General features: G+C 69.3%; 11 protein-coding genes. 4 read left to right on the top strand and 7 right to left on the bottom strand.

Features of this window, described 5'->3' with window-relative positions; genetic code table 11:
• Positions 1 to 345 (bottom strand): quinone oxidoreductase family protein (locus ON21_RS20690; protein WP_039799984.1); only part of this gene is annotated, 345 nt, incomplete at its 3' end.
• Between the two features lie 94 nt (positions 346 to 439).
• Between ON21_RS20690 and ON21_RS20685 the strand changes: the two genes are divergently transcribed.
• The gene (locus ON21_RS20685) at positions 440 to 967 is read left to right on the top strand and encodes a TetR/AcrR family transcriptional regulator (RefSeq protein WP_039799983.1); all 528 of its coding nucleotides are present in this window, start codon (positions 440 to 442) and stop codon (positions 965 to 967) included.
• A gap of 38 nt (positions 968 to 1,005) precedes the next feature.
• On the opposite strand, the gene ON21_RS20680 is transcribed toward ON21_RS20685, so the two are convergent.
• From ON21_RS20680 to ON21_RS20665, 4 genes are all read right to left on the bottom strand, one after another.
• Positions 1,006 to 3,399, bottom strand: a complete 2,394-nt coding sequence (locus tag ON21_RS20680; protein ID WP_039799981.1) for an ATP-binding cassette domain-containing protein — start codon at positions 3,397 to 3,399, stop codon at positions 1,006 to 1,008.
• Positions 3,400 to 3,484: 85 nt separating this feature from the next.
• Positions 3,485 to 3,895 (bottom strand): VOC family protein, encoded by a 411-nt coding sequence (locus tag ON21_RS20675; RefSeq protein ID WP_039799979.1) that lies wholly within the window; start codon positions 3,893 to 3,895, stop codon positions 3,485 to 3,487.
• A gap of 5 nt (positions 3,896 to 3,900) precedes the next feature.
• Positions 3,901 to 4,350: a helix-turn-helix transcriptional regulator gene (locus tag ON21_RS20670; protein WP_039799977.1), complete on the bottom strand. Its 450-nt coding sequence runs from the start codon at positions 4,348 to 4,350 to the stop codon at positions 3,901 to 3,903.
• A 150-nt stretch (positions 4,351 to 4,500) separates the two neighbouring features.
• On the bottom strand, positions 4,501 to 5,805 hold the full coding sequence (locus tag ON21_RS20665; protein ID WP_039799976.1) for a condensation domain-containing protein: 1,305 nt from the start codon (positions 5,803 to 5,805) through the stop codon (positions 4,501 to 4,503).
• Between the two features lie 1,492 nt (positions 5,806 to 7,297).
• Between ON21_RS20665 and ON21_RS20660 the strand changes: the two genes are divergently transcribed.
• The 3 genes from ON21_RS20660 (at position 7,298) to ON21_RS20650 (ending at position 10,035) form a co-directional block, all read left to right on the top strand.
• On the top strand, positions 7,298 to 8,224 hold the full coding sequence (locus ON21_RS20660) for a CorA family divalent cation transporter (RefSeq protein ID WP_083880764.1): 927 nt from the start codon (positions 7,298 to 7,300) through the stop codon (positions 8,222 to 8,224).
• A 148-nt stretch (positions 8,225 to 8,372) separates the two neighbouring features.
• Positions 8,373 to 8,741, top strand: a complete 369-nt coding sequence (locus tag ON21_RS20655; RefSeq protein WP_039799973.1) for a nuclear transport factor 2 family protein — start codon at positions 8,373 to 8,375, stop codon at positions 8,739 to 8,741.
• 391 nt (positions 8,742 to 9,132) lie between these two features.
• Positions 9,133 to 10,035 (top strand): S1C family serine protease, encoded by a 903-nt coding sequence (locus ON21_RS20650; protein WP_174372190.1) that lies wholly within the window; start codon positions 9,133 to 9,135, stop codon positions 10,033 to 10,035.
• 27 nt (positions 10,036 to 10,062) lie between these two features.
• On the opposite strand, the gene ON21_RS20645 is transcribed toward ON21_RS20650, so the two are convergent.
• The gene (locus ON21_RS20645; RefSeq protein ID WP_051021143.1) at positions 10,063 to 10,722 is read right to left on the bottom strand and encodes a DUF6875 domain-containing protein; all 660 of its coding nucleotides are present in this window, start codon (positions 10,720 to 10,722) and stop codon (positions 10,063 to 10,065) included.
• The coding region (locus ON21_RS20640) for a non-ribosomal peptide synthetase (RefSeq protein ID WP_157170895.1) at positions 10,719 to 14,376 on the bottom strand (3,658 nt) is incomplete at its 5' end. The genes ON21_RS20640 and ON21_RS20645, both read right to left, overlap by 4 nt.

The following is a 14,376-nucleotide window of genomic DNA, read 5'->3' as shown; positions in this document are numbered from 1 at the left end:
GCCGAGGCGATCGTCGAGCGGTACGGCCGCCGCTGCCGGAATGCGCACCAGCTCCGCGTAACTGCCGGAGGCGACCGTGCCGACCACTCTTTCGCCGATGCGGCGGGTCTCGACGCCGGGACCGACCGCGGCCACCGTCCCGGCTACTTCGATGCCGGGCGTGTGCGGCAGCGGGAGGCCGAGCGGATCCGGGGTGACCCCGGCGCGCACCTGCACCTCGAAGTAGTTGACTCCGGTGGCCGTGGCTCGGACGAGCAGCTCGCCCTCGCCCGGCGTTGGATCGTCGACCTCCTCGACTCGCAGCACTTCCGGGCCGCCGTACTCGTGATAGCGGACTGCACGCATGGGATTTCACCTTTCCAGATACGGACTGTCGGTCCGTTTAGCGTGCCGCTATGATACGGACTATCGGTCCGCTTATGTCAACTGGAGGTCAGCGATGCGCGCCGACGCCGAACGCAACCGGGCCGCGATCCTCGCCGTAGCCGGGCGTCTGATCTGCGATGAGCAGCGCGACAACGTCTGCATGGACGAGATCGCGGCAGCCGCCGGAGTCGGGAAGGGCACGCTGTTCCGCCGATTCACCGACCGCGAAGGGCTGATTCGCGCGCTGTTCGACGACCGGACCGGCCGGGCTTGGGCGGCCGTCCGCGACCTCGCCGCGGATCCCGCCGTGCCGGTGGACGAGCGGATACTGACGTTCGTCGCCACGGTGTTCGACCTCACGGTGGTCGAGTTGCAACCGTTGACGCGCGCCCTGCCCGACGGCTGTCGGTCCGAGACCTGGTCGCCGTGGCGGGCGCTACTGGCGGAGTTGATCGCCCAGGTCGTGCCGGATGCCGACGCGGAGTTCCTGGCCATGGCGATCTTCGCGAGCATGCGTCCGGAGATCACCGACATGACCTCCCCGCAACGCCATCGGGAGGGCGTGCTCGCCTTGACAGCTCGCGTTCTCGGGTCAGGGTAGCGGCGTCGATCGCCGTCACCCTGCTCGCGAGCGCCCGGTCAGGCGCCGACGTAGGCCGCGAGATGTTCGCCGGTGAGGGTGGAGCGAGCGGCGACGACGTCGGCCGGAGTGCCCTCGAAGACGACGCGGCCACCGTCGTGGCCCGCCCCGGGGCCGAGATCGATGATCCAGTCGGCGTGCGCCATCACCGCCTGATGGTGCTCGATGACGATGACCGACTTGCCGGAGTCGACGAGACGATCCAGCAGGCCGAGCAACTGTTCGACGTCGGCGAGATGCAGGCCGGTGGTGGGCTCGTCGAGGATGTAGACCCCGCCCTTGTCGGCCATGTGCGTGGCCAGCTTGAGTCGCTGCCGCTCGCCGCCGGACAGCGTGGTGAGCGGCTGGCCCAGGCTGAGGTAGCCCAACCCGACGTCGGCGAGCCGGTTCAGGATGGCGTGCGCGGCCGGGGTGCGCGCCGCCTCGGTGTCGAAGAACTCCTCGGCCTCGAGCACCGACATCGCGAGCACTTCGCTGATGTCGCGGCCACCGAGGTGGTACTCCAGCACCGACGCCTGGTACCGCTTGCCTTCGCACTCCTCGCAGGTGCTCGCGACGCCCGCCATCATGCCCAGGTCGGTGTAGACGACGCCCGCGCCGTTGCAGGTGGGGCACGCTCCCTCGGAGTTGGCGCTGAACAGCGCGGGCTTCACGCCGTTCGCTTTCGCGAACGCCTTGCGGATCGGCTCGAGCAGTCCGGTGTAGGTCGCCGGATTGCTGCGCCGCGAGCCGCGGATGGGCGCCTGATCCACCGCGACCACGCCTTCGCTCGCGGGAATCGACCCGTGCACGAGCGAACTCTTGCCCGAACCTGCGACGCCGGTGATGGCGACGAGCACGCCCAGCGGAATGTCGACGTCGACGTCGCGCAGGTTGTTCGCTTTCGCGCCGCGGATCTCCAGCTTGCCTCTGGGCTCCCGCACCCCGGACTTCAACGCGGCCCGGTCGTCGAAATGGTGGCCGGTGACGGTGCCGCTGGCCCGCAGCCCCTCGACGCTTCCCTCGAAGCAGACGGTGCCGCCCGCCGTGCCCGCTCCCGGGCCGAGGTCGACGACATGGTCGGCGATCACGATCGTCTCCGGTTTGTGCTCCACGACGAGCACCGTGTTGCCCTTGTCCCGCAGCCGCAGCAGCAGGTTGTTCATCCGCTGGATGTCATGCGGGTGCAGGCCGATGGTCGGCTCGTCGAAGACATAGGTGACATCGGTGAGCGAGGAACCGAGGTGCCGGATCATCTTGGTGCGCTGGGCCTCACCGCCCGACAGCGTGCCGGAGGGCCGGTCCAGCGACAGGTAGCCCAGCCCGATCTCCACGAACGAGTCGAGGGTGTGCCGCAGCGCGGCCAGCAGCGGCGCCACCGACGGCTCGTGCAGGCCGGCGACCCATTCGGCGAGGTCGCTGATCTGCATCGCGCACGCGTCGGCGATGCTGATGCCCGCGATCTTCGAGGAGCGAGCCGCTTCGGTGAGCCGGGTGCCGTCGCACTCGGGGCACGTCGTGAAGGTGACCGCGCGGTCGACGAAGGCCCGGATGTGCGGCTGCATCGCCTCGCGGTCCTTCGACAGGAACGACTTCTGGATCTTGGGAATCAGCCCCTCGTAGGTGAGATTGACCCCCTCGATCTTCACCTTGGTGGGCTCTTTGTAGAGGAAGTCCTGCATCTCCTTCTTGGTGTACTTGCGGATCGGCTTGTTCGGGTCGACGAAACCCGACTCCGCGTAGACCCGGACGGTCCAGAAGCTGTCCGACTTCCAACCGGGAATGGTGAACGCGCCCTCGGCGAGCGACTTGGAATCGTCGTAGAGCTGGGTGAGGTCGATGTCGGACACCGAGCCCCGGCCCTCGCAGCGCGGGCACATCCCACCGGTGACGCTGAAGCTGCGGCGCTCCTTCACCGTCCTTCCGGCGCGCTCGGTGGTGACCGCGCCCGCTCCGCTGATCGAGGCGACGTTGAAGGAGAAAGCCTGGGGCGAGCCGATGTGCGGCTTGCCGAGCCTGCTGAAGAGAATGCGCAGCATGGCGTTGGCGTCGGTGGCGGTGCCGACGGTCGAGCGCGGGTCGGAACCCATGCGTTGCTGATCGACGATGATCGCGGTGGTCAGCCCCTCGAGCACGTCGACCTCGGGCCGTGCCAGCGTCGGCATGAAGCCCTGGACGAACGCGCTGTAGGTTTCGTTGATCAGCCGCTGCGACTCCGCGGCGATCGTGCTGAACACCAGTGAGCTCTTGCCCGAGCCGGAGACGCCGGTGAACACCGTCAGCCGTCGCTTCGGGATCTCGATGCTGACATCCTTGAGGTTGTTCTCGCGCGCGCCGTGCACGCGGATCAGATCGTGACTGTCCGCGACGTGCGGCGTCGGCGACTGGGTGTCGGTCGTCGTGGCCGTGCTCATCGTGTCTCCCTCTGTCGGGCGGGGCCGTCTGCGCGGTCTCCCTCGGCGTCGCCGGGCTCTGTTCGATCAGTTCGCGCCGGGCGGGTCAGCGCAGCTGCTGGATGCGGATCAAGTTGCCCGCGGGATCGCGGACGGCGCAGTCGCGCACCCCGTACGGCTGCTCGGTGGGCTCCTGGACGATCTCCGCGTCGCCGGCTGCCAGCCGTTCGAACGCGCCGTCCAGATCCTTGGTTGCCAGCAGGATGCCGCCATAGGTGCCCTTCGCCATCATCTCGGTGATGGTGCGGCGCTCGTCGTCGGTGATGCCGGGATCGGCGCCGGGCGGATGCAGGACGATGGACGTCTCCGGCTGGCCGACGGGGCCGACCGTGAGCCAGCGCATCCCTTCGTATCCGACGTCGTTGCGCACCTCGAAGCCCAGGATGTCGCGGTAGAAGCCGAGGGCCGCCTCCGCGTCGTCGTGCGGCAGGAAACTCGCGTGAATGGTGATGTCCATGGCAGTCAGGCTAATTGCGGCTCGGTAACCGGCGCTTCTCGATTCCTGATCGGTCTGGTCACCTGTTTCGCCACGCAGGACGGTATGCCCGCGGTGGCGCGCGCCGCCTCGCGCCGGTAGACGCTCGGCGGCACACCGACCAACTCGGTGAAGCGAGTGCTGAAGGTGCCCAGCGACGAGCAGCCGACCGCGAAGCAGACCTCGGTGACGCTCAGGTCGCCACGGCGCAGCAGCGACATCGCGCGTTCGATGCGCCGGGTCATCAGATAGGAGTAGGGCGACTCGCCGTAGGCGAGCCGGAACTGGCGGCTGAGGTGCCCGGCCGACATGTGCGCGGCGCGCGCGAGCGCCTCCACGTCCAGCGGCTGCGCGTACTCGCGATCGATGCGGTCGCGAACGCGGCGCAGCCGCGCGAGGTCGTGCAGGTGCTGCGTGGCGGCGGGTCTGCTGGTCACTCACGCGATCGTGCCACATGGCGGTGACAAGCGGGCGGGTGTCGGCGCCCGGCCTTCGGCTGCTGTCCGGCACCGTCGGCTGGACCGGGTCGGTCCGGAGCGATCAGGTGGTCGCGGAGCCGGACCTCGGCGGCCACCGCAAGTGGGGTGCTACCAGAAGGTCGCCGAGAGTTCGTACTCGGCGAGCGCGGCTCGCACCAGCTCGGTGAGCTGCTCGGCATCGAGCAGGGCCGGTGGATGGAAACCCATGACGCGCAGGGTGATTCCCTCCGCGGCCTCGACCAGCGCGACGTACAGGTTGCCGCCGCGTTCGGTCACGACGCTGCGCGCGTTCAGGCCCTGATTGACCAGGCCGAGCATCATCGCCGCGGCCGGGCGGCCGTCGATGCGGAGAATCTCGGGGTCGAGCTTGCCGAGGCTGGAGCACACCGTGGAGATGGGGTCGGTGGCCGCCTGCCGTGCCAGGCGGGCGTAGCGCCCGCGCGGCAGCGCCACCGCGACCGGGACCAGCGGCGGGACGTCCTGACCGCTGGCGGCGGCCGCGGTGAGCTTTTCCTTCATCACCGCGCGCAGCGAGGCGAGGTCGGCCGGTTCGCCGTCGCGCAGGTCCACCTCGAAGGCGATGGAAGTCAGGGCGTTCGCCCGAAGGTCATCGGCGGTGCGGGTGCTGACCGGCATCATCATGTGCACCCGGCCCGCTTCGTCGGTGCGGCCGATCTCCTTGGCGATGGCGGTCATCATCGCTACCGCCAAGGTGGTGCCGGTTCCGCCCCTGGCCTTCGCCGCCGCGTGCCAGAGCTGCGCGGGGACCGTCGCGGTGACGGTCGGAAGCCGGAAGCCCGGTGCGTCGTCGGCGGGCGCGGCCCCGCCGCCGCGACCGGGGACGCTCAACCGCAGCGCCAAACCGGCAGCCGCGGGGAACGACCGGGCTCGCCGCGCGGCATCGCGGAGATCAGCGGCCAGCAAGCGAGCCCGGCCGAATGCGTCGGTGCGGTAGGTCAAGTCGAGCCGTTTGTCCGCGACGGCGTCCGTGACCGCCGCGCAGAACGCGTGACCGTCCGCGAGCGTGTGGGAGACCAGCAGCGACACCGCGCTTTCCCCGTTGTCGAAGTGGGTGGCCGCCAACCGCCACGCGGGCCCGCCGAAGGTGCGCAACTCGGCGTACCCCTGGTCGGCGATCCAGGCTTCCAGGTCGCCAGCGGGAATGGGCTCGTCCGCGACCTCGAGCGGACTGAAGTCGACTCGGGTGGTCCACCGGTCCCCGGCGGCGGGGATCATCGACGGGGCGACCGCTCTGCCCAGCCTGCCGTGCCGCAACGCCTCGTGGAAACGCTCCAGTGCCGTGCGGTCCACCGGACGGTCGTAACGCCAGACCGCCTGTATCGCCAGAGTTCCGCCCAGCGCGGAGTGCCCCCGTGCACTCACGCAATCGATATCGGTCAGGCGGTGGGTCACGCAAATCTCCCCTCGAGTACCGGACACCGGGGCGGGTCCGCACCGGCGTCGTCGCCGCCACAACTCGGCGCTACGACGATGAAGATCGTTCCGATGTCCGGTTTCGAGCTGTTCGGCCAACCAAGAGCATCCGGCCTGGCAATGCCGTGGTCAACCCTACTGGCGGGTTCGGTGTTCGCGGTCCGGCGGTGCGCCGCGAATGGTACCCATCGGTTCGTTGTCCTGCGGGAACGAGAATTCGGCCGCCATCTGTGCGGGAGCCGCGACAAGGGCGGGTGGCGGGGTGAATCGGCCCGGATTCCGAACATCGGAGTTGGACGAGCGACCACTTCGGCAAAGTCCCTGCTGCCGCCTCCCGCCGACGGGCCGGGGCAGGCCGTTCAATCGTCGGCGACGAAAATCTGTCTGGCATGGCGGGCGGAGTCGGTGGCCGACCATGGTGCGAGCGCCGTCGTGAACATCAACTCGCACCAGGAGAGAGAGCGGGCACGGCGCCCCCGGCCAGGGTGGCGAGCAGCGAGAGTTCGACATCATGCCCTGCCCACGCGGCCAGCAGCCACGCCGCGTCAGGCCACGGTGGCGACCCGCGGGTGCAGGGCTTCGGGGGCGGCTTCGCCTCGTGCGATCGCGCGGCCCAGGAGGGTCGGCTATGGGGCGCCGGTGGCATCGCCGGACTGGCCCGGCAGCTGTGCCAGTAGTTCCGAGGCGCTGCCTGCCGCCGCGATGAGTTCGCGCAGGATCGCGCCGGATGGCGAACTCCAATGGCGGTTGACGCGGCGCAGCAGCTCGTGCGTGGTGCCGGTGGCGGAGTGACGTTCACGTCGCCTCCATAGCTGTCGGTAGGGGTGACACGGCCGTATCGGGCTGTGCAACCGTGTGGCCGTCGGTACTGAAAGCCCTGTGCTGCGTGGACTTCCGGACCTGCCCGTGCGGCAAGATTTCCATCGGGTGGCGCGTGGTCGAACACTTGCGCAACTGATTGACGTACCCCGATCGGCGGGTTTCTAATGATGGATGGCGCAATTCGTGCGCCGGTCGACCGACGAAGCGAGGTGAGCGGCAGATGCCGGATGACAGTATCGACATCCACAGCCGGGCCGCCCTCGAGAAACACGTTGCGCCGACGCGTCGTTGATCCGCGTGCGTGATCGGCGTGCGGGCAACGGCGCCCGGATCGTCCGATGCGGCACGAATATCCACCCTTGTGATTCCTGCGACGCGTAAGGGCGGCGCGTGCGGGTTCGGCCGACGCGTGGTCCTTGGTCGCGGCGCGATGCCGTCTCGTCGTAGTTCGACGCTGCCCGCCCGGTGCGCGTCCTCTGTCTCGGAGGGCTGCGCCAGCCCCGCACGACAGTAAGTATTGGAGCTCCCCGCTATGGCAACATTGCCCGAGAAAGCCGAAACATCGCCGCGTCCACCGGATCCGGAACGCAAACCGACCGGCGCCTGCTCGTCCTCGCCCGTGCGGTCCTTCTCCGGGCAGCGGTAATCGATGACGACCTTTCTCAGTGCCGTGACCGCCGATCACTTCGACACCGAAGTGCTCCAGCAGCATTGGATTCCGCTCGCCGCGGACGACGCCGACACCGCGGCCGTGCTGCGGGAACGGCTCGGCATCGACTTCACCGGCGCCAGCGGCCAGGTCTGGGAGACCGACAATTTCCTCTATCTCCCGGTGGTCGCCAACTACCAGCGCGGCGAGACCATCGAGCGGGAGACGATCGTGTTCGCCCTCGGCGGGGAGTTCCTCGTGACGCTGCAACCGTCCGAGCATTTCGTCCCCTTCGACAAGGCCGTCGCGAAGATGCGCCGCAACCCGGAACTCGCCGGCTCCGCGCACGGTGTGATGTACGCGCTGCTGTGGGCGCTGAACGAGGCGTCGGAGCGGGTGCTCCACCATGCCGGTGACGCGTCGGAGGCGACGCACGACGAGATCGAACGGGCAATCGGCTCCGACCGGCGTGATCTCGCGATCACCGACGTGCGCGGCGCGCTGTCGCGGACGAACGCGACCGAGCGCATCATCGCGCGCACTCGGCAAACGCAGTTGCAACTGGCCCGCGCCGCGCGTCACCTGATGGCCGACGGTCCGACCGGCCGCGGCGAGCTGGACGGTCCCATCGGCATTCTGCTCGCCGATATCGACGGGGTGGGGCAGCACGCGGGCATCGAGTACGAGAAGGTTCGCTACCAGCAGCAAGCGGCGCTGGCCTGGCTGGATGCCCAACAGAACGAGGTCGTCACGATCTTCGCCGCCGCCGCGGTCTTCCTGCCGTCCGCGCTGATCGCCACCTGCTACGGCGCGCATGTGATCTCCGAATTGTCCTGGCAGACCGGGCTTCTGATCGCCACGCTGCTGACGCTGGTGGCCGCGCTGATTCCCGTCGGCTATCTGAAGCGAAGGGGTCTGCTGCGCTGAGTCGGGGTCACGAGGCGATCGCTTGTGTCGGGCGATCATTACCTCGCGCGTAATCGACGCGGTGCGTCCGGCACGGCAAGGTTGGAGTCAGCCGATCGGATAACCCGGATCGGATGAGAAAAAACCTTGCAGCACAGGAGGATTCGTTATGTCGCGCTATGCGGAAGCGGTTGATCGGTACTTCGCCGCGTGGAACGCCACCGACGAGGAGGCCAGGGCCGCGGCGGTGGCCGCCGCCTGGTCCGAGGACGGCGGGTACACCGATCCGCTCGCGCAGGTGAGTGGGCACGCTCAGCTGACGGCGGCCATCGGGGGCGTGCAGGCGCAGTTCCCCGGCTTCGAGTTCCGGCGCCTCGGCCCGGTCGACGGCCACCACGACATCGCCCGCTTCTCCTGGGAGCTGGTCTCCGCGGCTGACGGCAGCGCCCCGGTCGCGGGCTCGGACGTGATCACCCTCGGGGACGACGGGCGGATCACGAGTGTGCACGGCTTTCTCGATCGGGTGCCCTCCGCCTAGCGTCCCGGTCGATCCGCCGACGGATGCCGGGCAGACTCTCCCGGGCCCGCGTTCTCGGACGGCAGGGCCGGGACGATCCGGCACCGGCGAGCTGGCTCGCCGGGTACGGCGCTGAGCGTCCCGGCTCCCTGCCCCGGGCTCTACTCGCCGGTAGGAATCGGTGCGGGATCCCACCGTCCCACGGTTCTGGACGCGATCCGGGCCGGCGCGAAGGTCGGCGATGTCGCGCCGATGTTCGCGGCCCGGTCGGCGTCCCGGCGACACGCCCGGCGCCCCGCAGTCCGGTTGCGCCTGTGGCGAACACGGTGCGTCGTCGGCGCGGCGGGGGCATCCTGGACGCAGTAGTGCAATTCCGGCAAACAGGGTGGTGGTCGGCGTGGACAACGCCGCTATGGATGCCTACTCCCGCACGGTGATCGCGGTGGCGGCGTCGGTGACGCCGCACGTGGCCAGTGTGCGGACCAGGCGGGGGAGCGGATCGGCGGTGGTCTTCACCGACGACGGATTTCTGTTGACGAACGCGCACGTCCTCGGCGCGGCCCGCGCGGGTGAGGTGGTCTTCGCCGACGGGGTGGAATCCCGGTTCGACGTCGTCGGGGTGGATCCGCTGTCGGATCTGGCGGTGCTGCGCGCCCGCGGCGGCGCGCCGGACGCGGTGCACCTCGGGGATGCCGACCAGTTGGTGGTCGGCCAGTTGGTGGTGGCGGTCGGTAGTCCGCTCGGCCTGGCGGGTTCGGTCACGGCGGGCGTGGTGAGCGCGCTCGGGCGCGCCGTTCCGGTGGCCTCCCGCCGCGCCGGTCGGGTGATCGAGGACGTGATCCAGACCGACGCCGCGCTCAACCCCGGTAATTCCGGTGGCGCGCTGTCGGATTCGGCCGGCCGCGTCGTCGGTGTCAACACCGCCGTCGCGGGGATCGGGCTGGGCTTGGCCATCCCGATCAACGCGACGACGCGCCGGATCATCGGCACACTGCACACCGAGGGGCGCGTCCGGCGTGCGTACCTCGGCCTGGTCGGCGTGCCCGCGCCGCTGCCCGAGCCGGTGGCCGCGCGCACCGGGCAGGCCGCCGGAGTGCGCATCGTCGAGGTGGTCCGCGGTGGCCCCGCCGAGCTGGCCGGGCTGCGCCGCGGTGATCTGGTGCTGAGCGTGGCGCGGTCGGAAGTGCGTGATGCCCAGGGCATTCAGCGGCAGTTGTTCGCCGAGGCGATCGGCGTGCAACTGCCTGTCACCGTGTTGCGCAATGGGGCCATGGTGGACGTGATCGCGGTCCCGGTGGAATTGGCGGCCGATTGAGCGCTGTCCGGTCGTGGGCGGGACACATCAGGTGTCGATCGGCTGCTCGAGCTTGACGGACATCGCCGCGGCGACGAATCCCGGAATGGTGGGGGCGAAGAGTTTGAGGTAGGTGTCGATCCACTCGTGGCGAGCGACGAGGAACGGGTAGTCGGTGGGCGCCATGTGGCGTACCGCGAGGATGGGCAGGGGCGCGTCGAGTGCCGGGAACGCCGGATTGTGCAGTCCGGGGTAGGTGCAACCGGGATAGAACTGCCCGATCATCAGGCCTTTGTCGACGAACTTGGTCTTCTGTTGTAGTTGCACCGCATCGATGGAGGCATAGTCGGTGAGGTCGGGAAAGACCGCGAGGACGGCTTTGAACAGCGACTCCGGCGCCTCCTGCGGTGACAGGGCCGGGAACAGGTCGTACAGATCGTCGGCGATCGCGGTGATGCGCCCGATATCGATGTCGTGGCCATCGAAGAACGCCGTCCACAGGTACTCGCGCGCGATGGCGTGGCTGGTGTAGGGGCAGACCGGGCCGGGCCGACCGAGGTCCTTGTGGGGATGACACAGGTAATCGCGAGTCCACCTTCGTAGTTCGGCAGACCGGGGGTGCTCGGCGAGCCCGGTTTCCGCGGCGGGAGCGAAAAGGTTGACCGGCTGTACGCCGGAGCGTGTCCCGACGATGGGGTCGGCGTTCATGATCGGCTCGTCCTTGCTGAGATAGGGGGTTCCGGCGAGGGGGTGAGGGCATGCCGGAAGTGCTTGTCCAGGGTGAGTCCGATGGCGCGGAGCGCCTCGGGGTCGGTCATGCTTTCGTGTCGGGCGGGAACGTGGTGCTCGGAGATGGTGCCGGTGATGTACGCGTTCCACGCGAGGGACGGAGAAGAGCCGTCGTCCGGGTGGCCGGTGGCGGCGGTGAAGTAGAGCAGGTCACCGTCGAAGAGCGCCGGTCGGTGGCCTCGGGTGAGATCGATGAGCCGGTTGTAATCGCGATACAGGATCTCGACATGCTCGGGAGTGAGGGCGGTGAACAACCCGCCCTGCCGGTGCAGAAGGTCGGTCGCGGCCTCCATGGTGAGGTCGGCCGGGATCAGGGAACCGGCGACGCCGCCGAACTCGGTGAGCACGTCCACGAGGGTGGGTGTAGCAGCGTGGGCGCTGTCCGCGTCGACGACGCGGGAGTCCATCATGGCGAGGGTGGCGACAGGTTCGCCCGCACGGCGGAGTTGCACGGCGATCGAGTGGGCTATGGTGCCGCCCAGTGAGTAGCCGAGCAGGTGGTAGGGGCCGTGCGGCTGAACGGATCGGATCTCTCGGACGTAGCGGGCGGCGAGTTGGTCGAGCGTGTCGAACCGCGCGGTGGGGTCGGTCAGCGCCGGGGATTGCAGCCCGTGGACCGGCCGCTCCTGGCCGAGGTACTGCACGAGTCCGCTGAAGCCCCAAGCCAATCCGATCGCGGGGTGGACACAGAACAGCGGCGGCTCCGCGCCGGTTGCGCGCAGGGTGAGCAGGACGGCGAGTGCGTCGTCGGGGCCGTTCTCCTCGCGGCCACTCAGCCGGTCCTCGATGCGGCGAGCCAGCAGTTGCGGTGTCGGGTCGCTGAAGATCCACTGGATCGGCACGGGTACCCCGGTCGACTCCGCCAGCCGCGCCACCAGTTGGGTGGCGGCCAGCGAGTTGCCGCCGACGGCGAAGAAGCCGTCGTCGCAACCGACGCGTTCGAGGCGCAGGGTTCGCGCGAAGGCGTCGCAGACGGTGGCCTCCAGCGGCGTCGACGGTGCCCGGAACGGCGGCCGGTCCGGCGCGGGCAGGGCTTTGTAGTCGAATTTGCCGGTGCTGGTGAGGGGGATCCGGTCGAGGACGACGATGGCGGTCGGGATCATGTGGGTGGGCAGGCGGGTTGCGAGGTAGGTGGTCATGGCGACGGTGTCGGGTGCGGTGTGCGGCGTCGGTACGACGTAGCCGGTGAGTTGGCCGGTGCCGTCGGGGCGGGTGTGCACGGTGACCGCGGCGTAGGTGATGCCCGGGTAGCTCGCCAGCGCGGATTCGATCTCGCCCGGCTCTACGCGGTTGCCTTGGATCTCGAGCTGCCGGTCGCTGCGGCCTTTGTACAGCAGTTTCCGGTCGGTGGTCCAGGCCACCAAGTCGCCGGTGCGATACATCCGTGTCCCGGGCCGCCCGTACGGAGCGGGGACGAATCGGCTCGCGGTGGTCGCGGGTTGCCTGTGGTAACCGCGGGCGAGGCCCGGTCCGGACAGATAGAGTTCGCCGATCACTCCGAACGGAACGGGGCGCAGATTGCGATCGAGGACGACGGCGGTGAACCCCTGGATCGGGCCGCCGATGGGGATCGGGCCGTCGACGGTGGTGGACAGCGGAGTGCCCGCGCAGCTCACGACCGTGGTCTCGGTGGCACCGTAGCTGATGAGCACCGTGCGGCCCGGCGTCCAGCGCGCCGCCAGATCCGGTGGGCACGGCTCGCCGCCGAGGACCAGAGTTTCCAGTCCGTCGGGATTCGTCGCGGCGAGCATGGTCGGTGTGAGCGCGGCGTGGGTGACGTGTTCCGCCCGGACCAACTCCGACAGTCCGGCGCCGACCGGTGTGGGGGCGAGGATCAGCGTGGCTCCGCCGCAGACGGCGCTGATCCATTCGAGAATCGAGACATCGAAGCTCGGCGAGGCGACAGCCAGTATTCGAGAGGCCGGGGTGATGCCGAACCGTTCCCGTGTGTCCGCGGCCAGGTTCGCTATCCCGGTGTGCGTGACCACGACGCCCTTGGGAGTTCCGGTGGAGCCGGAGGTGTAGACCAGGTAGGCCGGGTGCTGGGGTCGCAGCGGAGCTGTTCGGTCGGCATCGGTGATCGCCGCGGGGGAGGCCGTCGCCGACGTCGCGGCGAAGTCGGGGCCGTCGAGGGTCAGCCACGTGACGTTGTCCGGCAATCGGTTTCGGTAGGGCTCGTGGGTAAGTCCCATCGCGGCACCGGAATCCGTCAGGATGGCCGTGCTGCGCTCGCGCGGATGGCTGGGTTCGACCTGCACGAACGCGCCTCCGGCCTTGGCGACGGCCCACACGGCGATCATGGCGTCGATGCAGCGCGGCAAAGCTATGGCTACGAGCGATTCCGGGCCTATCCCGGCATCGATCAACACCCGCGCCCACCGGTTCGAGGTTTCGTCCAGTTCGCGGTAGGACAGCCGCGCGTCGCCGCAGACCACCGCTTCGGTCTCCGGTTGCATCGCGGCGGTCAGCACCCGCGGCAACACCGACATCACCGCACCGCGCCGCCCGCGAACGGGCACCAGCGCGGCTTGCTCGGCCTGCGACAGCAACGGCAGCCGGGTGAGGGGCAGGTCGATGTGGTCGGCGACGGTGTCGAGCACGCGCAGCACCCGGTCGGCGATGGCGTCGATCTGGTCTCGGGTCAGCAGGTCGGGCAGGTACTTGAAGGCCAGATGCAAGCGGGTGTCGTGGTGCACGATCAGGCCGAGCGGATAATGCGCGGCGTCGCGTCCGTGCACGCCAAGGACGCGCATTCCCGCGATGTCGGTGTCTTCGGACAACCCGGCCCAGTCGATCGGGTAGGACTCGAAGGCCGCCACGGTGTCGAACATCGCGCCCGGGCCTGCGATCTGCTGGATCTGGGCGAGCCCGAGGTGGTGATGGTCGAGCAGCTCGGCTTGTTCGGTCCGGATTCGCCGTACCAGTTGGGCGAGGGTCTCCCGGTGGTCCAGCCGGACCCGCACCGGCACCGTGTTGATGAACAGCCCGATCATCGATTCGACGCCGGAGAGCTGTGGCGGGCGCCCGGAGACGGTGGTGCCGAACACCACGTCCTCACGGCCGGTCGCGTTGGCGAGCACGATCCCCCAGGCGGCCTGAACCAGGGTGTTGAGGGTGACCTCCTGCTGGTGGGCCGCGGCCACCAGTGCCGAAGTGCGGTGTTCGCTCAATTGAACCTGTACTTCGCCGGCGGCGCCGGTGTGCGGGCGGCCCCGGTCCGAGACCGCCAGCAGAGTCGGCTCGGACAGGCCCTCGAGTGCCCGCGCCCACGCGGTTTCCGCCGCGTTCTGATCCTGGGCGTTCAGCCACTTCAGATAGTCACGGTAGGGACGGCCCGGAGCAGGCGCCGTGGCGTCGTCGCCGCAGGCGTAGAGGGTCAGCAGTTCCCGGATCAGCAGTGGCGTCGACCAACCGTCGATCAGGATGTGATGCATGCTCCACACCAGCCGATAGCGCTCAGGAGCGGTGCGTACCAGTGTCATTCGCAGCAGCGGCGCCGCGGTCACGTCGAAGCCCGCGCGCCGGTCGGCATCCATGAGCTGCTCCAGCGCGGGCGCGGTGCCGTCGCGCTCG

It is taken from the genome of Nocardia araoensis NBRC 100135, from assembly GCF_000308435.1.
GTDB lineage: Bacteria > Actinomycetota > Actinomycetes > Mycobacteriales > Mycobacteriaceae > Nocardia > Nocardia araoensis.
The sequence above is the reverse complement of the archived record's forward strand: the minus strand, read 5'-3'. Positions and strand labels throughout refer to the sequence as shown.

Coding starts and splice junctions, on each gene's coding strand:
- ON21_RS20645 (WP_051021143.1), bottom strand. CDS start 10,722: ATGAACGCCGACCCCATCGTCGGGACACGCTCCGGCGTACAGCCGGTC.
- ON21_RS20685 (WP_039799983.1), top strand. CDS start 440: ATGCGCGCCGACGCCGAACGCAACCGGGCCGCGATCCTCGCCGTAGCC.
- ON21_RS20650 (WP_174372190.1), top strand. CDS start 9,133: ATGGATGCCTACTCCCGCACGGTGATCGCGGTGGCGGCGTCGGTGACG.
- ON21_RS20655 (WP_039799973.1), top strand. CDS start 8,373: ATGTCGCGCTATGCGGAAGCGGTTGATCGGTACTTCGCCGCGTGGAAC.
- ON21_RS20660 (WP_083880764.1), top strand. CDS start 7,298: ATGACGACCTTTCTCAGTGCCGTGACCGCCGATCACTTCGACACCGAA.
- ON21_RS20680 (WP_039799981.1), bottom strand. CDS start 3,399: ATGAGCACGGCCACGACGACCGACACCCAGTCGCCGACGCCGCACGTC.
- ON21_RS20675 (WP_039799979.1), bottom strand. CDS start 3,895: ATGGACATCACCATTCACGCGAGTTTCCTGCCGCACGACGACGCGGAG.